General features: G+C 67.9%; 20 protein-coding genes. 8 read left to right on the plus strand and 12 right to left on the minus strand.

Features of this window, described 5'->3' with window-relative positions; genetic code table 11:
• Nucleotides 1-69: 69 nt before the first annotated feature.
• Nucleotides 70-822 carry a competence/damage-inducible protein A gene (locus ACQ66H_RS17630; RefSeq protein ID WP_430435096.1) on the minus strand — a complete coding sequence of 251 codons (753 nt, stop codon included), beginning with the start codon at nucleotides 820-822 and terminating at the stop codon, nucleotides 70-72.
• A gap of 80 nt (nucleotides 823-902) precedes the next feature.
• On the minus strand, nucleotides 903-2,396 hold the full coding sequence (gene ubiD, locus ACQ66H_RS17635; RefSeq protein WP_430435097.1) for a 4-hydroxy-3-polyprenylbenzoate decarboxylase: 1,494 nt from the start codon (nucleotides 2,394-2,396) through the stop codon (nucleotides 903-905).
• A 168-nt stretch (nucleotides 2,397-2,564) separates the two neighbouring features.
• Between ubiD and ACQ66H_RS17640 the strand changes: the two genes are divergently transcribed.
• The 3 genes from ACQ66H_RS17640 (at nucleotide 2,565) to ACQ66H_RS17650 (ending at nucleotide 4,814) form a co-directional block, all read left to right on the plus strand.
• Nucleotides 2,565-3,494 (plus strand): histone deacetylase family protein, encoded by a 930-nt coding sequence (locus ACQ66H_RS17640; protein WP_430435098.1) that lies wholly within the window; start codon nucleotides 2,565-2,567, stop codon nucleotides 3,492-3,494.
• A 101-nt stretch (nucleotides 3,495-3,595) separates the two neighbouring features.
• Nucleotides 3,596-4,264 carry a hypothetical protein gene (locus ACQ66H_RS17645; RefSeq protein ID WP_430435099.1) on the plus strand — a complete coding sequence of 223 codons (669 nt, stop codon included), beginning with the start codon at nucleotides 3,596-3,598 and terminating at the stop codon, nucleotides 4,262-4,264.
• 1 nt (nucleotide 4,265) lies between these two features.
• Complete coding sequence (locus tag ACQ66H_RS17650) at nucleotides 4,266-4,814, plus strand: FlgO family outer membrane protein (protein WP_430435100.1); 549 nt, start codon at nucleotides 4,266-4,268, stop codon at nucleotides 4,812-4,814.
• Nucleotides 4,815-4,836: 22 nt separating this feature from the next.
• Here ACQ66H_RS17650 and ACQ66H_RS17655 read toward each other — a convergent pair whose 3' ends face one another.
• Genes ACQ66H_RS17655 through ACQ66H_RS17670 form a run of 4 tightly spaced genes read right to left on the minus strand, consistent with a single transcriptional unit; the run spans nucleotide 4,837 to nucleotide 6,829 of the window.
• A complete protein-coding gene (locus tag ACQ66H_RS17655; RefSeq protein WP_430435101.1) occupies nucleotides 4,837-5,751 on the minus strand; it encodes an alpha/beta hydrolase family protein in 915 nt (304 codons plus the stop codon).
• On the minus strand, nucleotides 5,748-6,248 hold the full coding sequence (locus tag ACQ66H_RS17660) for a DinB family protein (protein WP_430435102.1): 501 nt from the start codon (nucleotides 6,246-6,248) through the stop codon (nucleotides 5,748-5,750). Before ACQ66H_RS17660 ends, ACQ66H_RS17655 begins: the two co-directional genes overlap by 4 nt.
• A gap of 13 nt (nucleotides 6,249-6,261) precedes the next feature.
• Complete coding sequence (locus ACQ66H_RS17665; RefSeq protein ID WP_304000452.1) at nucleotides 6,262-6,459, minus strand: DUF1127 domain-containing protein; 198 nt, start codon at nucleotides 6,457-6,459, stop codon at nucleotides 6,262-6,264.
• A complete protein-coding gene (locus ACQ66H_RS17670; RefSeq protein ID WP_304000453.1) occupies nucleotides 6,434-6,829 on the minus strand; it encodes a tautomerase family protein in 396 nt (131 codons plus the stop codon). Before ACQ66H_RS17670 ends, ACQ66H_RS17665 begins: the two co-directional genes overlap by 26 nt.
• Nucleotides 6,830-7,022: 193 nt before the next feature.
• On the opposite strand from ACQ66H_RS17670, the gene ACQ66H_RS17675 reads away from it, so the two are divergent.
• The 4 genes from ACQ66H_RS17675 (at nucleotide 7,023) to ACQ66H_RS17690 (ending at nucleotide 11,439) form a co-directional block, all read left to right on the plus strand.
• Nucleotides 7,023-8,426: a PLP-dependent aminotransferase family protein gene (locus ACQ66H_RS17675; RefSeq protein WP_430435103.1), complete on the plus strand. Its 1,404-nt coding sequence runs from the start codon at nucleotides 7,023-7,025 to the stop codon at nucleotides 8,424-8,426.
• Between the two features lie 128 nt (nucleotides 8,427-8,554).
• The gene (locus ACQ66H_RS17680; protein WP_430435104.1) at nucleotides 8,555-9,118 is read left to right on the plus strand and encodes a PEP-CTERM sorting domain-containing protein; all 564 of its coding nucleotides are present in this window, start codon (nucleotides 8,555-8,557) and stop codon (nucleotides 9,116-9,118) included.
• 39 nt (nucleotides 9,119-9,157) lie between these two features.
• The gene (locus ACQ66H_RS17685) at nucleotides 9,158-10,654 is read left to right on the plus strand and encodes a PhoX family protein (protein ID WP_430435105.1); all 1,497 of its coding nucleotides are present in this window, start codon (nucleotides 9,158-9,160) and stop codon (nucleotides 10,652-10,654) included.
• A 71-nt stretch (nucleotides 10,655-10,725) separates the two neighbouring features.
• Complete coding sequence (locus ACQ66H_RS17690) at nucleotides 10,726-11,439, plus strand: DNRLRE domain-containing protein (protein WP_430435106.1); 714 nt, start codon at nucleotides 10,726-10,728, stop codon at nucleotides 11,437-11,439.
• Nucleotides 11,440-11,490: 51 nt separating this feature from the next.
• Here the strand turns inward: ACQ66H_RS17690 and ACQ66H_RS17695 are convergent, their stop codons facing one another.
• The 6 genes from ACQ66H_RS17695 to ACQ66H_RS17720 form a co-directional block, all read right to left on the minus strand.
• Complete coding sequence (locus tag ACQ66H_RS17695; protein WP_430435107.1) at nucleotides 11,491-12,372, minus strand: alpha/beta hydrolase; 882 nt, start codon at nucleotides 12,370-12,372, stop codon at nucleotides 11,491-11,493.
• A gap of 76 nt (nucleotides 12,373-12,448) precedes the next feature.
• Entirely contained in the window at nucleotides 12,449-13,312 is an 864-nt protein-coding gene (gene ubiA / locus ACQ66H_RS17700) for a 4-hydroxybenzoate octaprenyltransferase (protein WP_430435108.1), read from the minus strand.
• Nucleotides 13,309-13,851, minus strand: coding sequence for a chorismate--pyruvate lyase family protein (locus tag ACQ66H_RS17705; protein ID WP_430435109.1), 543 nt, complete (start codon nucleotides 13,849-13,851; stop codon nucleotides 13,309-13,311). The genes ubiA and ACQ66H_RS17705 overlap by 4 nt, the downstream gene beginning before the upstream one ends.
• Nucleotides 13,852-13,913: 62 nt before the next feature.
• Nucleotides 13,914-14,261: a hypothetical protein gene (locus ACQ66H_RS17710; RefSeq protein WP_430435110.1), complete on the minus strand. Its 348-nt coding sequence runs from the start codon at nucleotides 14,259-14,261 to the stop codon at nucleotides 13,914-13,916.
• Nucleotides 14,262-14,329: 68 nt separating this feature from the next.
• The gene (gene ccoS, locus ACQ66H_RS17715) at nucleotides 14,330-14,524 is read right to left on the minus strand and encodes a cbb3-type cytochrome oxidase assembly protein CcoS (RefSeq protein ID WP_304005314.1); all 195 of its coding nucleotides are present in this window, start codon (nucleotides 14,522-14,524) and stop codon (nucleotides 14,330-14,332) included.
• Complete coding sequence (locus tag ACQ66H_RS17720; RefSeq protein ID WP_430435111.1) at nucleotides 14,524-17,007, minus strand: heavy metal translocating P-type ATPase; 2,484 nt, start codon at nucleotides 17,005-17,007, stop codon at nucleotides 14,524-14,526. The genes ccoS and ACQ66H_RS17720 overlap by 1 nt, the downstream gene beginning before the upstream one ends.
• Nucleotides 17,008-17,255: 248 nt before the next feature.
• Here ACQ66H_RS17720 and cfa point away from each other — a divergent pair, with 248 nt between their 5' ends.
• Nucleotides 17,256-18,422: a cyclopropane fatty acyl phospholipid synthase gene (cfa, locus tag ACQ66H_RS17725; protein ID WP_430435112.1), complete on the plus strand. Its 1,167-nt coding sequence runs from the start codon at nucleotides 17,256-17,258 to the stop codon at nucleotides 18,420-18,422.
• The last annotated feature ends 11 nt before the right edge of the window (nucleotides 18,423-18,433 follow it).

Consider the following 18,433-nt stretch of genomic DNA (forward strand, 5'->3'; position numbering starts at 1 on the left):
TCGATCGGATCTGCTCCCCGGCCGTGACAGGCGTCTTGATCAGGGGTCCGACAGCCCGCCTGGCGCCGGTCAGAGCGGGTCTGCGTTGACCTCCAGGCCGCGCTGGATCACCTCGGCACGCAGGGCTGCCAGCGCCAGGGCGACCTTGTCCGGATCGCCCTTGGCTCCCAGTTCGATGTGCGGCCGCGCCCGCTTCGCATTGCCGAAGCTGGGCAGGCTGAACACGGTGACACCGTAGTCGCGCTCGATCGCCTGCATCAGGTCAAGCAGCCGGCTCTCGTGCGCATCGAACACGAAGAAGGACGCCTCCGTCCAGTTGCGGGTGTGATGCAGGTGCCGGTACTTCGTGTCGAGCACCCACTGCATCATCGGCCAGGCCATTTCCGGAAAGCCCGGCACGAAGTGATGATCGCCACAGCTGAAGCCGGGAATACGATTGAACGGATTGGGAATGATGTCGCACCCTGCCGGAAACTCGCCGAGACGCAGACGGTTTTCGGTCACCTCGGCGCCGAAGCGTGCGCGGATCTCGACCTCGGCCGCCGGATGCAGCACGCAGTTGACACCCAGCGCCGCCGCCGCCGACTGCCTCGTGTGGTCGTCCGGCGTGACACCGATGCCGCCACAGGAGAACACGATGTCGGTCGTCGCCATCGAACGACGGAAAGCGTCGATCAGACGCGGCCGTTCGTCGCCCAGATAGCTCACCCAGGACAGCTGCAGGCCGCGCTCGGCGAGCAGTTCGCGCACTTTGGCAAAGTGTCCGTCCTGACGGCGGCCGGACAGGATTTCATCGCCGATGATGTAGAGGCCGATGGCCATGATCGCAACTCCTGTTCAGCGCTCTACGCGCTGAATGTCGTGATGAAAGGAAAAACTGAGGCGTGATCGAAGTCCGTGATTCAGAGCCCGAGCTCGGACCACATCGCATCGACCCGCCTCTTCACGTCGGCATCCATCTCTATCGTGCGCCCCCACTCGCGGCTGGTTTCGCCCGGCCACTTGTTGGTCGCATCCAGCCCCATCTTCGACCCGAGGCCGGCCACCGGGCTGGCGAAATCAAGGTAGTCGATCGGCGTGTTGTTGACGATGACGGTATCGCGCTTCGCGTCCATGCGCGTGGTCATCGCCCAGATCACTTCCTGCCAGCTGCGGATGTCGATGTCCTCGTCCACGACGATGATGGTCTTCGTGTACATGAACTGCCGCAGGAAACTCCATACGCCGAACATGACCCGCTTGGCGTGCCCCGGATACTGCTTGCGCATCGACACCACCGCCAGCCGGTAGGAACACCCTTCCGGCGGCAGGTAGAAATCGGTGATTTCCGGAAACTGCTTCTGCAGCAGCGGCACGAACACCTCGTTCAGCGCCACGCCCAGCATGGCGGGTTCGTCCGGCGGCTTGCCGGTATAGGTCGAGTGGTAGATCGGATTGCGGCGCAGGGTCATGCGCGTGATCGTCAACACCGGAAACTCGGCCACTTCGTTGTAGTAACCGGTGTGGTCACCGAACGGCCCTTCCGGCGCGTGCTCATAGCCGGACGGGTGGTTCGCGTCCGGCCGCAGTTCGCCTTCGAGCACGATTTCGGCGCTGGCCGGCACGTCGAGATCGTTGCCGATGCACTTCACCAGTTCGGTGCGGCTGCCACGCAGCAGGCCGGCGAACTGGTACTCGGACAGCGTGTCCGGCACCGGCGTCACCGCGCCCAGTATCGTCGCCGGATCGCAGCCCAGCACCACCGACACCGGGAAGGGCGTGCCGGGGAATCTGCGCGCGTGGTCGCGAAAATCGAGCGCTCCGCCGCGGTGGGCCAGCCAGCGCATGATCACCTTGTCCTGCGCGATCACCTGCTGGCGGTAGATGCCGAGGTTTTGCCGCTTCTTGTCCGGTCCGCGCGTCACCACCAGCCCCCAGGTGATCAACGGTGCCGCATCGCCCGGCCAGCAGTGCTGTACCGGCAGACGCGCCAGATCGACCTGACTGCCTTCCCACACGACGTCCTGACAGGGTGCCGACGACACCTTCTTGGGCGCCATCGAGAACACCTGCTTCAGCATCGGCAGCTTGTCCCACGCATCTTTCAGGCCCTTGGGTGGCTCCGGCTCCTTCAGCATGGACAGCGTGCGACCGATGTCGCGCAGCGCTTCCGCCCACTTGTCGCCGCTGACGCCCATACCAAGCGCCACGCGGCCCGGTGTGCCAAACAGGTTCCCGAGTACCGGCATGCTGTGACCGGTCGGCTGCTCAAACAGCACCGCAGGCCCCTGCGCGCGCAGCACGCGGTCGCAGATCTCGGTCATTTCCAGATGCGGCGACACCGGGCGCGCGACGCGCTTCAGTTCGCCCATCCGTTCGAGCTGCGCGATGAAGTCGCGCAAATCCGTGTATTTCATGTCGTGTTACGGCTCCAGTGCTTCGCGCCTTGCTGAGTCCTGCACAACGCGCGGCCGATGGTAAGCGATAGTGAAGGCCGCCGCACCCCGCACGCGGCGACAGACCGCGCTGCACCGCAGGCGTTCCGATACAGCTGTCGCAACCCTTGCTGACGACCCGCTGTCAGAATGCGCGACCGTCCCGCCCACCTGCACGACATGCTCGCCTGGTACGCTGACCACTTCGTCCTGCCGCTGCCCGAAACCCATCGCTTTCCGATGGACAAGTACCGCCGGCTGCGCGAACGCGTCGCGGCGGAACTACCGGGCGTCACGCTGAGCGAGCCGCCGGCCGCGACCGACGCCGAACTGTGTCGCGCCCACGACGCCGGCTACGTTGACCGCGCCAGCCGCGGCGAACTGAGCGTGAACGAAATCCGCATGATCGGTTTTCCGTGGTCGGCGCAGATGATAGAGCGCTCGCGCCGCTCCGCCGGCGCCACCATGGCCGCCTGTCGCAGCGCGTTGCGCGACGGCGTGTCGGTCAATCTGGCCGGCGGCACCCACCACGCCAAGCGCGCCAGCGGCGCCGGCTATTGCGTGTTCAACGACTCGGCGGTGGCCGCCCGCATGCTGCAGGCCGAATGCCGCATCGAACGCGTGGCCATCATCGACCTCGACGTGCACCAGGGTGACGGCACCGCCGAAATCCTCGGACGGGCGGACGACGTATTCACGCTGTCGCTGCACGGCGATCGCAACTTCCCCTTCCGCAAGGAACGCAGCCACCTCGACGTCGCACTGCCCGACGGCTGCGGCGACGACGCCTACCTGGCCGCACTCGACGACGCACTGGCGAGGATGAGCGCGCGCTTCGACCCGCAGTTCGTCCTCTTCCTCGCCGGCGCCGATCCATTCGAAGGCGACCGCCTCGGTCGGCTCAAGCTCACCAAGCCGGGCTTGGCCGCACGCGACGCCCGGGTATTCGACTACTGCCGTCGGCACGACCTGCCGCTGGCGGTGGCGATGGCCGGCGGCTACGCCGAGGAAATCGCCGACATCGTCGATATCCACTTCGCCACCGTCGCCGCCGCGCTACGCCACGCCACGACGCGCTGACGTAGCGGTTGACGCAAGCCTGCCGTGTTCTGGTAGATTCCGCCCCGTATATGCTTCATGCATACCCTTGGATTCCACCAACCGGGAGGTCAGACCGTCCGATGAACACCCGACACCTGGGCACAGCCCTCGCCCTTGGCGCAGTGCTCGGCGGTTGCGCCGCGCCGCACAGCGAAACACCGCTCGCCACCAACTTCCCGACCACGAAACAGCCCAAGGTACAGGCGGCCGGCCACTGGTCGGTCATCGCCCGTGACGTCGCGGCGCAGATCGCGCGCGACCTGAAGGACGAACGCCCGCTGTTCGTACGCGAAAGCAGCGCGCGCACCCACTTCAATCTCGCTTTCGAGAAGCAGCTCATCTCGGCTTTGATCGAACAGGGGCGCACCGTCAATCGCACGCCGCAGGGCGCGCTGGTGCTCGAGTTCGACACCCGCACACTGCGCTTCTCGGCCGATCGCCCGCAGTACAAACACAGCGGCACGGCAACCATGCTGGCGGCCGGTCTGTGGGGTCTCGCCGTGGCCGACGCCAGTGCGGCAGGCGTGGCGACCGCAGGCGTCGTCGGCGCGGATGCCTACGGCTGGTTCCGCTCCGAATTCGCATCGGGTGCGACGCCGCAGGCGGAAATCATCATCACTGCGCAGGTCAGCGACGAGCAGCGCTTCCTCGCCCACCGCACGCATGTCTATTACGTCGCCGACGGCGACCGCGCGCTCTACGACGCCGGGAGCGGCACGCACACCATCCGCCTGAATGGAGACCAGTGAGATGCGTTCCTCTGTCCTCGCGCTGCTGTGTGCCGGCCTGCTGCCGCTGGCCGCCTGCACCTCCTCGGTCAAGCCGGATCCCACTTACGAACAGGCGGCCAGCGACCGCTTCGTGCCCGCCAACTACAAGGCGGCCGATGCGCTGCTCGGACAGATCGACAATTCGATCGGCAGCGGCAATCCGCTCATCATCGCCACCGTGGTGAACATCGACGCGCTGGACCAGTCATCCACGCTCGGCCGGCTGGTGTCGGAACACGTATCGTCGCGCTTCTCGCGCGCCGGTTACCACATGGTGGAAATGAAATTCCGCGACAACGTCTATGTGCGCCAGCACCAGGGCGAAATGATGCTCACCCGCGAGATCAAGGATCTCGCTCGCTCGCACCAGGCGCGCGCCGTCATTGTCGGCACCTATGGCGCCGCGGAAGACATGGTGTTCATCAATCTGAAGGTGATCGACCCGGCCACCAATGTCGCGCTGGCCGCGCACGACTACGTGCTGCCGCGTGACGCCGCAATGAAGTCGCTGCTGCGCAGCACGCGCTGACGGTAGCCGCCGTCGCACGGGTTCAGTCCGTGCGGCGGCTGCGCAGCCATTTGAGACCGAGCGGCCACAGCATGCGCTGCATGTCGGAGTGGAAGGGCGCAAAGTGGCCGATACGGTTCAGGCCAAAGCGGGCCGGCAGGAACTGCACCTGGCGCGTGCGCGCCTGCGTGAACCAGCCGAGCAGCCGTTCCATCGCCGCCGGCGTCGCGTAGGGGTCGTCGGCCGAGGCGCAGGCCAGTACTTCGCCGCGGTAGCCCGCAAAGGCTGCGCGCGCCGCGTCGCCGTCCGGGGCGCCGCCGGCGCCGGGCAGCCAGCGGTAAAGCCGGTCGAAATCCGGCCACAGCCGCAGCCCCCATTCGAGCGCGACACCGCGCGGCAGGTCCTCCAGCCAGCCCAGACGCTTGCCAGGGAAATAGCCCATCACCAGTGCGAGCGCTGGCATCAGCAGATGCCAGCGCAACAGGTAGCCGACACGCTGGCGCGGCGCATAGTCGGGCCAGTACGCGTACTGCGAGCCGACCAGCAGCAGTCGGGCGAGCCGCGCATTCGACGGCGCCGACCCGAGGCAGAAGCCCCCGATGCTGTGGCCGACGCCGACCAGCGTGCGCCCCGGGAAGCGGGCGGCCAGCGCACGGATCGCCGCGTCGGTGTCGAGCGCGCCCCAGTCGTTCTTGGTTGCGCGCAGTCCGCGCAGGCTGCCGTAACGGCTGTCGCCGATGCCGCGGTAGTCGAAGGTCATGGCCGGCAGCCCATGTGCGGACAGCCAGGCGGCGAAGCGTCCGTAGTAGCGCGCCGCCACTCCGGTGGCGCAGCAGATGATGACCGCCGGTCGCCTGCCGTCATCCAGTAGCGGTCGCCACAGGCGACCACGCAGCCGGTAGCCGTCGGCCGCGGCGAACTCGATGTCCTCCGGCGCGCGCGGCTCGTGTCCGATCACAGTCCGCTCAGGCGCAGGAAGTAGACGAGGTCCATCTCCGGCGCCGGCTGGCCCAGGCGCGTGGCGACCGCCGACATCTGGCCGCGGTGGTGGGTCGCGTGATTGAACACATGCAGCAGCGTGCCGGCCCACGGCGTGTCACAGGGCTGAGCGGCCATGCTGGCGTAGCGCAGCCGACCCCCGAAGGTAGCCTCGTCGGCCCCCTCGACCAGTTCGATCCAGCGCTCGGCCTGCGCACGCACCCGTTGCCGCAGCGTCGCGCGATCGGACTCGACCTCGTCGGCGAGCGAGGCGGCCGCGTACGGCCGGCCGGTGAAGCGGCCGTACCAGATCAGGTCGGCCAGCAGCAGATGATTGAGGGTGCCGTGCAGGCTCTTGAAGAACAGCCCGTGATCGGCACGCCAGTCGGCGTCGCTGACCGCCTCGAGCGACGCGAACAGGCGGTCGAAGGCCCAGCCGTGGTAACGGGCCATGGTGAGGCTGTGCGCCTTGATCATTTCAGGTCCTGAATCAATGCAGGCGTTTCGCCTGCGCGCGAAACCCGTCCTCGAAGCGCCCCCCGAGCACCGACGGCAGGTCCGAGCGCCCGAGACCGAGGTCGCGCAGTTCGAGATCGTTCATCGCCTGCAATTCTGCACGCGCTCGCCGCTGCCGGCGTACCTCGCGCAGCCGGCGGGCCATATCACTGAGCCAGGCGTGCGCGGACATGACGCAACTCCTGTGTTTCGCCGGCATAGCCCCATGAATCCGCCGCCAGGTCGCTGACCACGATGTAGCTGGCCGGATGCAGCGGGCCGACCAGTTCGTCCAGCGACTGCCAGACGGCAGAAAGATAGTTCGCCTTCTCCGGCTTCGTGTTGGTGCCGGCGGTAACGCGGACCTCCAGATGGAAGGCGGTCAGCGCGCCGCCGACCGCCTCCGCGCCGACCGACCAGTGTTCGCTGTGGCCGATGGACAACGCGGTCAGTTCGCGCTTCTTGCCAAGTATCTCGGCCGTTAGATCGGTCACCGCGCGGATCACGGCGAGGCGGGTTTCGGCGTCGAGCGGGCGGGACAGTTGCAGCGTGATCATCGGCATGGCGGGACTCCTTCACGGGATGACCGGATCATGCCGTCGGCAACTGTGACGGTCGATGCACAGGAATCTGTTTTTGGACCGACACAATTGATAGTCAAGCGGATCTGTACCGGCAACAGTATGCGCGAACTGTACCGGTTGACAGAAAATGCCGTGCAGTACAGTATCAGCCGCCACCGCGAGAGGACGCCGCATGAACCGCTACGAACAACTCGCCGACCGGCTGCGCTCCGACATCCGCGCCGGTCTTTACCCACCGGGCCAGCGCCTGCCGTCCGTGCGGCGCATCGCGCTGCAGCAGGGCCTGAGTATCGCCACCTGCATTTCCGCCTACCGCAAGCTCGAAGCGCAGGGCTGGCTGGAGGCGCGGCCGCAGTCCGGCTTCTACGCGCGCACGCCGGAAGCGCTGCCGCCGCGCGCCTGCCAGACCTGCGATGACGAATCGCCGGGCGAAGTGACGATGTCGGAACGCGTGGCCCAAGTCATGCGCGCCTCGCACCGCGACGATCTGCTGGTGTTCAGCACCGCCATCCCGCACGCCGACTTCCTGCCGGTGAAGGACATCCGCGCGAGCCTCGGCCGCGCATTGCGCGCCGACGACGCGGGCAGCGCGCGTTACGGAGAATTCATCGGCGAAGAAGCGCTGCGCGTGCAGATCGCCCGCCGCGCGGTCGATTCCGGCTGCCAGATCCACCCCGACGACATCGTCATCACCACCGGCTGCCAGGAAGCGCTGACGCTGGCGCTGCGCGCGACCACGCAGCCGGGCGATGTGGTCGCCATCGAGTCGCCCGCCTTCTTCGGCACGCTGCAGCTGATCGAATCGCTGGGCCTGAAGGCGCTCGAAATTCCGACCGATGCACAGACCGGTCTCAGCCCGGACGCGCTCGAACTGGCGCTGGAGAAGTGGCCGGTCAAGGCCTGCCTCGCCTGCACCAGCTTCAGCAACCCGAGCGGCGCGCTGATGCCAGACGCGCACAAGCGGCGCATCGTGCAGATGCTGTCCAGTCGCGGCATCGCGCTGATCGAGGACGACATCTACGGCGAGCTGGCACACGACGGCGAACGCCCGCGCGTGGCCAAGGCCTGGGACCGCACTGGCCACGTGCTGCTGTGTTCGTCCTTCTCCAAGACACTCGCGCCCGGCCTGCGCATCGGCTGGATTGTCGCCGGGCGCTGGCGGCGCGAGGTCGAGCGCCTCAAGTACGGCAGCACCATGGCGACCGCGCTGCTGCCGCAGCGCGCACTCGCCGACTACCTCGCGAGTGGCCGGCCGGAGCGGCACATGGCGCGCATCCGCCGGCAGTACGCCGAACAGATGGAGAGGATGCAGACGGCGATCGCGCGTCATTTCCCGCCCGGCACACGCTGCACGCGGCCGGCCGGCGGCTTCATCCTGTGGGTGGAACTGCCGGAGCACATCGACGCGCTGGCGCTGCAGTCGCGGGCGCTGGCGGCCGGCATCAGCATCGCGCCCGGCCCGCTGTTCTCGCCGCAGGGCAAGTACCGCAACTGCATCCGCCTGATGTGCGCCGTGCGCTGGGACGCTCGCGTCGATACCGCTCTCGCCAGTCTGGGTTCGCTCGCCAGCCGATAGTCCGACCGGACCATCCTCACCGGCCAAACGGCCTATGACTGCGCACGCCGAACGTTAACGGAAGATTAACTGGCAGGACATCGTCGCCCGACAGACTTTCCGCGTCTCAACCCAGACCGGAGAGTCCCATGTCTATTCGTTCCACCCTTGCGGCCGCCCTGCTGGCCGGCCTGATGTCGGCCGGCGCCCAAGCGGCCGCTCCGGCCATCAGCGGCCAGTTCGGCAGCGGCAGCACGGCCGGCACCGTCGCCGCCGAAAGCTATTCCTTCATCGGCGGCGCCGAAAACTGGTCCTTCTGGACCTTCAAGGCCGACTTCATGAGCGAAGTGTCGATCACCGTCACCCCGACGGACCCGGCGCTCGACGTCATTTTCGGCATCTGGTACGGCGTCGAGAGCGATACCGCCAACTACTTCGACATCAGCAGCGCCTCGGCGACCACGATGTTCGTCACCGGCGCCGATGGCACGCCGTCCAACCCCCTCGCAGGCGCCGGTGAAGCGGCCAGCGCGAACTTCTTCAACGACTACGGCAACGGCCTGTTCGTGCTCGCCATCGCCGACTTCAGCGACAACGTCGGCGCCGGTCAGCTCGGCTACACCATCACCGCCACCGTGCCGGAGCCCGAGACCTACGCCCTGCTGCTGGCCGGCCTCGGCCTGATCGGCGCGGCCGCCCGCCGCCGCGCCTGACGCACCTGCCCCCTGCATACTGAAAACGGAGAGACAACAATGAACCATCAAGACGACCTGATCGACGTCCTGCGCGACTTCAGCAAGACCGACGCCTCCAAGGACATGGACCCGCACTGGACCTACGGGCGCCGCGGCTTCCTGAAGAGCGGCGTCGCTGCCGCCGCCACCGTGGCGATGCCCTTCAGCATCCTCGGTTCGAAGAAGGCGCACGCCGTGCAGCTGCCTTTCAGCCCGGACTACGGCCCGCTCGCTCCGGTCGCCGACGAAGTGACCGGCCTGCCGCTGCTGCAGCTGCCGGAAGGCTTCAAGTACTGGTCCTACGGCTGGACCGGCGACGTGATGACCGACGGCATCGCCACTCCGGGTGCGCACGACGGCATGGCCGTGGTCGCCGCCGACGCGAACAAGATCGTGCTGGTGCGTAACCACGAACAGGGCAGCCGCACCGCCGGTTCGTACGCCAACCCGAAGATCACCTACGACCCGCTGTGCAACGGCGGCACGACCAACCTCGTATTCTCGCCGCGCACCAAGCAGTGGGTCGGCGCGTACGCGTCGATCTCCGGCACCATCCGCAACTGCGCTGGCGGCCCGACCCCGTGGAACTCGTGGATCACCTGTGAAGAAACGTCGGACGGCCCGCACAACGGCGCCTCCAAGCAGCACGGCTACTGCTTCGACGTGCCGGCCACCGGCGTCGCCAAGCCCGTTCCGCTGGTCAACATGGGCTGTTTCAGTCATGAAGCCGTTGCCGTCGATCCGGTCACCGGCATCATCTACGAAACCGAAGACAGCACGCCGTCCGGCTTCTACCGCTTCATCCCGAACGTCATCGGTCGTCCGGAAATGGGCGGCAAGCTGCAGATGATGAAGCTGAAGACGGCCAACAACGCCACCCGCACCATCAACGGTGTCAGCTACGGCTACTACAACACCGGCGTGGCACAGGCTCCGGGCACCACCTTCGACGTCGAGTGGGTAAACATCGACGAGCCGAACAAGCCCTTCATCACGGGTACGTCCTACGGTGGCGTGGTCGCCCAGGGCATCATGCAGGGAGCGTCGAGCATCGTGCGCGGCGAAGGCGTGTGGTACGGCAACGGCGTGATCTACGTGTGTTCGACCAGCGGCGGTGCCGCCGGCAAGGGCCAGATCTTCGCCTACGATCCGCGTCGCGAAACCTTCACGCTGGTCTACGAATCGTCCGGCGCCGACGTCTGCGACAACCCGGACAACATCGCCTGGAGCCCGCGCGGCAGCCTGATCCTGTGCGAAGACGGCGGCAACTCGGTATCGCGCTGCCACGGCCTGACCACTGACGGCACCGTGTTCCCGTTCATCGCCAACAACGCCGACTTCCGCACCGGCGCCATCGGCACCTACACCCGTCCGTCCGGCCGCTCCTTCAGCAGCAACTCGATGGGTTCCGAGTTCTGCGGCGCGACCTTCCACAACGAGTGGCTGTTCGTGAACACCCAGTCGCCGGGCATCACCTACGCAATCACCGGCCCGTGGGATAACGGCGCACTGTAATCGCACGCCTGCAGTCCGCAGTTCCGGGCCGGCGCACCAGCGCCGGCCCTTTCCGATTCGAGAGGCTTCCCATGTTGAGCAAATCCCTGATCGCGGCTGCGCTGTTCGCGGCCGCACCGGCGTTCGCCGCGACCTATACCTTCCAGCAGGGCGCCGGCGGCTACGACGGCACGATGGACGTGACGCTGTACAGCAGCGACCCCGATGCAAGCAGCGGCTACGAGCAGGAAGTGAGCATCGACGCGTCGGACAACGGTTCGCCGAACCACGTACTGCTGCGCTTCGACAACCTGTTCGGCAGCGCCGCCAACCAGATCAAGACCGGCGAAACCGTGGTGTCGGCCACGCTGACGCTGCAGATCACCAGCGCCGGCAGCGGCATCCGCTTCTACGACATGCTGAGCGACTGGAACTCCGCATCCGCCACCTGGAACACGATGGGCGACGGCATCCAGACCGACGGTCTCGAAGCCGCCATGCTGCCCTTCCTGACCATCGGTGCCGACAACGGCGATGCCAACATCGAATCCGGCACCCTGGTGCTGGATTTCACCGACGCGCTGCGCCGCATGCAGGACGGCGACGTGCCGGGCTACGGCTGGGCGCTGCTGCCCTTCATGCCAAATGGCACCAACGGTATCGACTTCTACAGCGCCGAAGGCTTCATGGTCAGCGATCGCCCGCTGCTGACGGTCGAAGTCGCGCCGGTGCCGGAACCCGAAACCTACGCGCTGCTGCTGGCCGGCCTGGGCCTGATCGGTCTGCGCGCCCGTCGCCGCGGCTGAAACGTACCGAACGGACGTAACGAGAACGCGGGGCTCCAGGGCCCCGCGTTTTCATTTCAGGGCGCCGATGCCGCGCAGGAAGTCATCGACCCGCCGCGTGTAGTCGCCGGGCAGACCCAGTTGTTCGTTGATGTCGCCGTGCGACAGATCGACCGGCAGCTCGTCGATGCGGCCGCCGGTTTCGCGCACCCGCTGCGCAAACACCTTCACCTGGTCGCAGGCCTGACGGCGGCGGCTTGAGCACACCGCCAGCCACGGCGCGGTCGGCCCGCCAAGCTGGTACAGCGGCGAGGTCGCACGCCAGAAGGCGGGATCCTTGCCGAAAGCGTCGTCGAACAGGCCGGCGTGGCGTTCCTTCATCAGGCGTTCGACGTCGAGCGCGCCACTGTCGAGCAGCACGCTGCCCAGCCAACGGCGTTCGCCCTGTGGCGCGGCGGCCAGCAAGGCCACCAGATGCGCACCGGCCGAATGCCCCATCAGCACGAAGCGCAACGGATCGCCGCCCCAGGAGGGCGCCAGCGATTGCGCCCTGGCCAGCGCGGCCGCCACGTCGTCGCGCTGTGTGAGCACGTCGGCGTCGGGCAGCATGCGGTAATTGACCGACACGACGATCACGCCTGCCGGCAGCCAGTGCGCAAGCTTGTTGCCGATCAGCCGGCCGTGCGCTTTGTCGCCGCGACGCCAGCCACCGCCATGCACGAGGAAGAGCACCGGTGCGTCGCGGGCGCCGTCGGGGATGTAGACGTCCATGCGCTGGTCGGCATGCTCGCCATAAGCGATATTGCGTTGCGCGCGACTGCCGGCGGGCAGGCGGATCTCGGCTCCGCTGTCGGCGCGCCGCTCAGCCAGACGCTCGCGCAGCGGCCCCGCCTGCGCCTCGAAGATGCATAGCAATGCAGCCGCCGCAAGACCCACCGCGCTCAGCCTCTTCATGTCGCTCTCCTGTTGCCGGGCCGGACGCGCCCCGCTCAGGTAGACGCAGGTCGGTGGCCCGCCTTACGCCGCCGCGTCAACGCAAGGCGTAGTCGGCGACGATGCCGGCGAACACCGCGGCGCCCAGCCAGTTGTTGTGCAGGAAAGCGCGGAAACAGCGCGCGCGGTCGCGGCCGCGGATCAGCGTCCAGTGATAGCCGGCGATGCCGGCGGCAACGACCAGACCGACGTAGTAGGGCCAGTGCAGCCCTTCGAGCCGGCCGTAGAGCGCGAGCAAAGCCAGCGTGATCGCGTAGCAGACCATCACCGCCGCGACGTCGAAGCGGCCGAAGGTGATGGCCGAGGTGCGGATGCCGATCTTCAGGTCGTCGTCGCGATCGACCATCGCGTACTCGGTGTCGTAGGCGACCGCCCAGAACACGTTCGCGGCCAGCAGCAGCCAGGCTTCCATCGGCACCGTGTACAGCTGCGCTGCATAGGCCATCGGAATGCCGAAGCCGAAGGCAATGCCGAGATAGGCCTGCGGAATAGCGAAGAAGCGCTTGGTGAAGGGGTAGCTGGCGGCCAGGAATAGCGCGGCGAAGGACAGCAGGATGACCAGCCGGTGCAACGGCAGGATGAGGATGAAGGCGAACAGCGCCAGCGCAGCGGCCAGCAGCAGCGCCTCACGCGTGCCGACCTCGCCGGTCGCCAGCGGGCGGTTCTTCGTGCGCTCGACGTGGCCGTCGAAATTGCGGTCGGCGTAGTCGTTGATGACGCAGCCGGCGCTGCGCATCAGCACCGTGCCGAGCATGAATATCCAGACGATGAAGGCGGACGGCTTGCCGCCGCCGGCCACCCACAGCGCCCACAGCGTGGGCCAGGCGAGCAGCAGGATGCCGATCGGCTTGTCCAGCCGCATCAGGCGTTCCCAGGCATTCAGGCGGGCAAGCAGGTTCATGGCACGAGTTCCGAAATGGCCGGCAGGAAGACTTCGGTCACCAGCAGCGGCCGGCCTCTGCGTACGAACAGCGAACGGCGCGCCCACAGCGGGCCGCTCACCGCAATGCCTTCGGCCAGTACGCGCCGGTACAGCGGGTGGCGGGCGTCGAGCCGGCGTGCCGCCAGCGGCGAGCGGGCGATGCGCGCGTCGGCGAACAGCAGCGCACCGAGCGGCCGCGAGCCGACGCCGGCGAACATGTGCCAGACGCCGCGCACGTCACGCATGTTGACCACGCTGTGCGCGAACACCACCGGCACGCCGTCGGCGTGCAGCAGCACCTCGCGCGACAGCGCCTGCGCCCGGCCGCTGCCGAGCAGACAGGCCTCGTCGGCCGCCAGCGCGGCACGGCCGGTACGCAGCGGCTGCACCGCGAAGTGCCGGCAGCGCGCCCTGATGCGTGAGGTCAGCGAATGAGGATCGGTCAGCCAGCCGCGCAGTGCCGCCGGCATGAATAGCGCCGGCGAACGCCACGCGTCGCCGGCTCGATGAAAGGACATTTATTGCGACGCAGTCTTCAGGCCCGGCCTGCATGATAGCCGCGGCAGGCTGCGCCGGCGCGTCAGGCGATCTGCAGCGGGCCGTGGTCGTCGCAGTGATCGCCGTGCGGATGGTGCAGATGACCGTTGACCAGGTAATCGACGTGGTCGCCGTGCGGCACCGCTTCGTGGCCGCAGCCGGGCCCATGCACATGACCGGCGCCATGGCCGGCACAGTGATGCTGCGGTGTGCAGCCGTCCGGGTTGGCGGCGCTGACGGCGATCACGTGCTCGTCGACATGGTCGCCATGCACGTGGTGCAGATGGCCGTCATGCAGGAAATCGACGTGGCCTTCGTGGCGCACCGCGGTATGACCGCATTGCGGGCCGTGCTGGTGGTCGTGATGGGCGTGCTGGGTGCAACGGGTCATCGGCGCGCTCCGGTCGGTGGGTGCATCCGCACTATAGACAGGAAATGACGCCTCGGCCGCCTCGGGCGTCACACCTTGCGGTCGTCCTTGCCGGCCGCCGGTGTGTCGTCGATGGTCTGCGCACGGTCGTCGTCCATCAGCATGCGATGGGCCGGGCCTTCGAGATCGTCGAACTGGCCGCTGCGCGCCGACCAGATGAACACAGCGCCGATGCCCAGCGCGATCAGTACCGACATCGGCACCAGCAACCACAGGATGTCCATCAGTTCCGCTCCTTTGCTCGCCGCTGCAGACGCAATGCGTTGAGCACCACCATCAGCGAACTGAGCGACATGCCGATGCCGGCCATCCACGGCGTGATCCAGCCCAGCATCGCCGGCGGGATGGCCAGCAGATTGTAGGCAAAGGCCCAGCGCAGGTTCTGCCGCACGATGGCCAGGGTGGCCTGGGCGGTGTCGAGCCCGCGCGTGAGCGCGTCGAAACGTTCGGACAGCAGCACCAGATCGCCCTGCGCGCGCGCCAGCTCGGTGCCGCCGCCCATCGCCACCGACACCTGGGCCTGCGCCAGCACCGGTGCGTCATTGACACCGTCACCCAGCATGGCGACGACGGCACCGCGCTGCTGCAACGCTTCTATATAGGCGCGCTTGCCCTCAGGCGTCATCCGCGCGTGTGCGTCGGCGATGCCCAGTTCCTGCGCCAGCGCCTCGACCGGTGCGTGTGCGTCGCCCGACAGCAGGCTGACCGCGATGCCGCGCTCGCGCAGGTGCGCCAGCAATTCGGGTGCCCCGGATCGCACGGCATCGCTGAGATCGAAGCGCGCCAGCAGACCGCGTTCGTCACCCAGCCATACCGGCGTCGCGATGCCCGACGGCGAGTCCGGAAGCGGCGCCCCGGACAGCGCGCAGACGTAGTCCGCGCTGCCCAGCCGCAGGCGACGGCCGGCGATGACGCCCTGCACGCCCTGCCCGGTCACCGCCGACAGCTCGTTGACGGTCGGGCGCACCTGCTCACCGGCCGCCGCGCGCAGCGCACGCGCGATCGGGTGAGTGGACGGCCCTTCCAGCGCCGCGGCCAGCGCGGTGGCCTGTATGGCGTCGATGTCGCCCGTCAGTTCGACCGTCTGCAAGGCCATGGCGCCGGTGGTGAGGGTGCCGGTCTTGTCGAACACGACGTGGGTGACGCGCGCCAGCGTTTCGATCGCGTGTGCGCGGGTCACCAGCAGACCGCTGCGCGACAGCACGCCGGTGCCGACGGTCAGCGCGGCCGGTGTGGCCAGCGACAGCGCGCACGGGCAACTGACGACCAGCACCGCGACGAAGACGGACAGCGCCTGCGATGGGTTCAGCCAGAGCCAGACTCCGGCGGTCAGCACGGCCAGCACGATGAGCGCCTTGACGAAATGAACGGCGATGCGATCGGCGAACTGCACCACCTCGGGCCGGCTGGCCGAAGCACGGCCGATCAACCGGCGGATCGCCGCCAGCCGCGTTGCCTCGCCGACCTGCTCCACCGCCAGCACCACCGGCGAGCCGATGTTTACGCTGCCGCCGACCACGCGGTCGCCGGGGCCGCGGCCCTGCGGCTTCGACTCGCCGGTGAGCAGGCTTTCATCGACCTCGCTGCGGCCATCGACCAGACGGCCGTCGGCCGGAAACACCTCGCCGGCGGCGACCAGGACGTGGTCGCCCGCCAGCAGTCGCGCCACCGGCACCGCCTCGGTCGCCGTTCCCGGCCACGCGGTGAAACGGTGCGCCAGCGCCGGCATCACGCGCGCCAGTTCCTCGACGCCGCGCACCGCACGCTGGCGCGCCAGCATTTCGAGATAGCGCCCACCCAGCAGCAGGAATACGAACATGGTGACCGAATCGAAATACACCTCGCCCGAATGCGTCACCGTGGCCCACAGACTGGCGATGAAGGCGGCACCGATGCCGAGCGCGACCGGCAGGTCCATGCCGACGCGCTTCGCCGCCAGGTCGCGCAGCGCGCGCGAGAAGAAGGGGGCGGCCGAGTAGCACACGACGGGGGCCGTCAGCACCAGACTGGCCCAGCGCATCAGCGCGGCGATGCTGCCCGGCAGTTCGGCGTCACCGGCGGTGTATTCCGGCCACGCGTACATCATCACCTGCATCATGCCGAGCCCGGCCACCGCCAGGCGCCACAGCGCGTCGCGTCGCTCGCTGCGGGCGACCGACTCGGCGTGTGCGCGATCGTTCGGCCACGCTTCGTAGCCGATCTCGGTCACCGCCCGCAGGATGGCCGACAGCTGAATCCGGACCGGGTCCCACACCACACGCGCACGGCGCGTCGCGTAGTTGATCTCGAGCACCAGCACGCCGGGCAGGCGACCGACGTGCTGTTCGTTCAGCCACACGCAGGCCGCACAGCGTATGCCCTCGATGATGAGCAGCGCCTCGCGGGCGTCGGCGCAGTCCGCGTGGGCGACCGTGCGGACGAAATCGGCCTGCACTTCCGGCAGGTCGTATACCGACAGGTCGCGCGCACCGCCGTCGGGTGCCGTTTCGGGCAAGGCGTCGCGGTGGGCGTAGAAAGCCTCCAGACCACCGCCGGAGATGGCTTCGGCGACCGCCGCACAGCCGGCGCAGCACATCGGCCTGTCCTCACCGGCGACGCGGACGCGGTAACGCACCGGGCCATCGACCGGCAGCCCGCAGTGATAGCAGGCCGTCGTCGCGGCGGCGGCATCCGGACTCAGGTTCAGCGGTGATTCCGGCGCGTTCATCACGGGGACAGGGTTCGAATCATGGGCTCACATTCTAGGCGGCTGCGCACCGGCCGCCCATGACGTGAGTCAAGCGCGCGCCGGCACGCCATTTCAGAGTTTTCACGCGGAGCAACCGGACGAAAGCTTGACCTGGAACATTGCGAAGGTGCTTACCTTGGACTACGTCTAAAACTTCAGGTGGCGACGCCGGCCGCCTGCTTACGGTCACTTTTTTCCTGCCTTCGCCCTGACGAGGAAGACCACGGATGAAAAGAGAAGCGTTCGAACCACCGGCTGCCGCACCCGCGCCGGCCCCTTCGCCCCGCCTGCGGCTGCTGTCCGGGCTGCTGGCCGACGCCGGCATCACACTCGACGGCGAAGCGCCCTGCGACCTGCGGATGCGCAATCCGCGCCTGCCCGAGCGCGTGTTCGCCTACGGCAGCCTCGGTCTGGGCGAAGCCTATATGGATGGCGACTGGGACGCGGGCCGGCTCGACGAATTCTTCGCCCGCCTGCTGCGCGCCCGGCTGGATACGCGGGTCAAGCCGGCATCGCTGCTGATGCACGCCTTCAGCGCCCGCCTGCTGAACCGGCAGACGCCGCGTCGCGCCTGGCAGGTCGGCGAACGCCACTACGACCTCGGCAACGATTTCTACGCGGCGATGCTGGACCCGCGCATGACCTACACCTGCGGCTACTGGCAGGACGCCGCCGACCTCGCGTCGGCGCAGGAGGCCAAGCTCGAACTGATCTGCCGCAAGCTGGACCTGCGCCCCGGCATGCACCTGCTGGACATCGGTTGCGGCTGGGGCAGCCTGCTCGGCTACGCCGCCGAGCACCACGGCGTGCGCGGCACCGGCGTCACCGTATCGCGCGAACAGGCTGAGTGGGCACAGCAACGCTACGCGGGACTGCCGGTCGAGTTCCGGCTGCAGGACTACCGCGAACTCAACGGCAGCGAAACCTTCGACCGCGTAGCCAGCGTCGGCATGTTCGAGCACGTCGGCCGGCGCAACTTCCGCACTTTCATGCAGGTGGTGCGGCGCGCACTGGCGCCTGACGGGCTGGCGCTGCTGCATACGATAGGCAAGAACACGCGGCGCGGCGTCACGGACCCCTGGATAGACCGCTACATCTTCCCCAACGGCGAACTGCCGTCGATCGGCCAGATCGGCGACGCCGTCGATGATGTATTCGTGGTGGAGGACCTGCACAACTTCGGCGCCGACTACGACCGCACGCTGATGGCCTGGCACGCGAACTTCGAAGCCGCCTGGCCGCAGTTCGCCGAGCGCCTCGGCGAACGCTTCCACCGCATGTGGCGCTACTACCTGCTGTCCTGCGCCGGCGCTTTCCGCGCGCGCGACATCCAGCTGTGGCAGTGGGTGCTGTCGCCGAGAGGCGTGGCAGGCGGCTACCGCGGCGTGCGCTGAATGCCGCCGGC

It is taken from the genome of Methyloversatilis sp. (assembly GCF_965284615.1).
Taxonomy (GTDB): domain Bacteria; phylum Pseudomonadota; class Gammaproteobacteria; order Burkholderiales; family Rhodocyclaceae; genus Methyloversatilis.

Bases quoted from the DNA above. Each gene is read 5' to 3' on its own strand.
- ACQ66H_RS17630 (WP_430435096.1), bottom strand. From the start codon at position 822: ATGGCCATCGGCCTCTACATCATCGGCGATGAAATCCTGTCCGGCCGC.
- ubiD (WP_430435097.1), bottom strand. From the start codon at position 2,396: ATGAAATACACGGATTTGCGCGACTTCATCGCGCAGCTCGAACGGATG.
- ACQ66H_RS17640 (WP_430435098.1), top strand. From the start codon at position 2,565: ATGCGCGACCGTCCCGCCCACCTGCACGACATGCTCGCCTGGTACGCT.
- ACQ66H_RS17645 (WP_430435099.1), top strand. From the start codon at position 3,596: ATGAACACCCGACACCTGGGCACAGCCCTCGCCCTTGGCGCAGTGCTC.
- ACQ66H_RS17650 (WP_430435100.1), top strand. From the start codon at position 4,266: ATGCGTTCCTCTGTCCTCGCGCTGCTGTGTGCCGGCCTGCTGCCGCTG.
- ACQ66H_RS17660 (WP_430435102.1), bottom strand. From the start codon at position 6,248: ATGATCAAGGCGCACAGCCTCACCATGGCCCGTTACCACGGCTGGGCC.
- ACQ66H_RS17665 (WP_304000452.1), bottom strand. From the start codon at position 6,459: ATGTCCGCGCACGCCTGGCTCAGTGATATGGCCCGCCGGCTGCGCGAG.
- ACQ66H_RS17670 (WP_304000453.1), bottom strand. From the start codon at position 6,829: ATGCCGATGATCACGCTGCAACTGTCCCGCCCGCTCGACGCCGAAACC.
- ACQ66H_RS17675 (WP_430435103.1), top strand. From the start codon at position 7,023: ATGAACCGCTACGAACAACTCGCCGACCGGCTGCGCTCCGACATCCGC.
- ACQ66H_RS17680 (WP_430435104.1), top strand. From the start codon at position 8,555: ATGTCTATTCGTTCCACCCTTGCGGCCGCCCTGCTGGCCGGCCTGATG.
- ACQ66H_RS17685 (WP_430435105.1), top strand. From the start codon at position 9,158: ATGAACCATCAAGACGACCTGATCGACGTCCTGCGCGACTTCAGCAAG.
- ACQ66H_RS17690 (WP_430435106.1), top strand. From the start codon at position 10,726: ATGTTGAGCAAATCCCTGATCGCGGCTGCGCTGTTCGCGGCCGCACCG.
- ACQ66H_RS17695 (WP_430435107.1), bottom strand. From the start codon at position 12,372: ATGAAGAGGCTGAGCGCGGTGGGTCTTGCGGCGGCTGCATTGCTATGC.
- ubiA (WP_430435108.1), bottom strand. From the start codon at position 13,312: ATGAACCTGCTTGCCCGCCTGAATGCCTGGGAACGCCTGATGCGGCTG.
- ACQ66H_RS17705 (WP_430435109.1), bottom strand. From the start codon at position 13,851: ATGTCCTTTCATCGAGCCGGCGACGCGTGGCGTTCGCCGGCGCTATTC.
- ACQ66H_RS17710 (WP_430435110.1), bottom strand. From the start codon at position 14,261: ATGACCCGTTGCACCCAGCACGCCCATCACGACCACCAGCACGGCCCG.
- ccoS (WP_304005314.1), bottom strand. From the start codon at position 14,524: ATGGACATCCTGTGGTTGCTGGTGCCGATGTCGGTACTGATCGCGCTG.
- ACQ66H_RS17720 (WP_430435111.1), bottom strand. From the start codon at position 17,007: ATGAACGCGCCGGAATCACCGCTGAACCTGAGTCCGGATGCCGCCGCC.
- cfa (WP_430435112.1), top strand. From the start codon at position 17,256: ATGAAAAGAGAAGCGTTCGAACCACCGGCTGCCGCACCCGCGCCGGCC.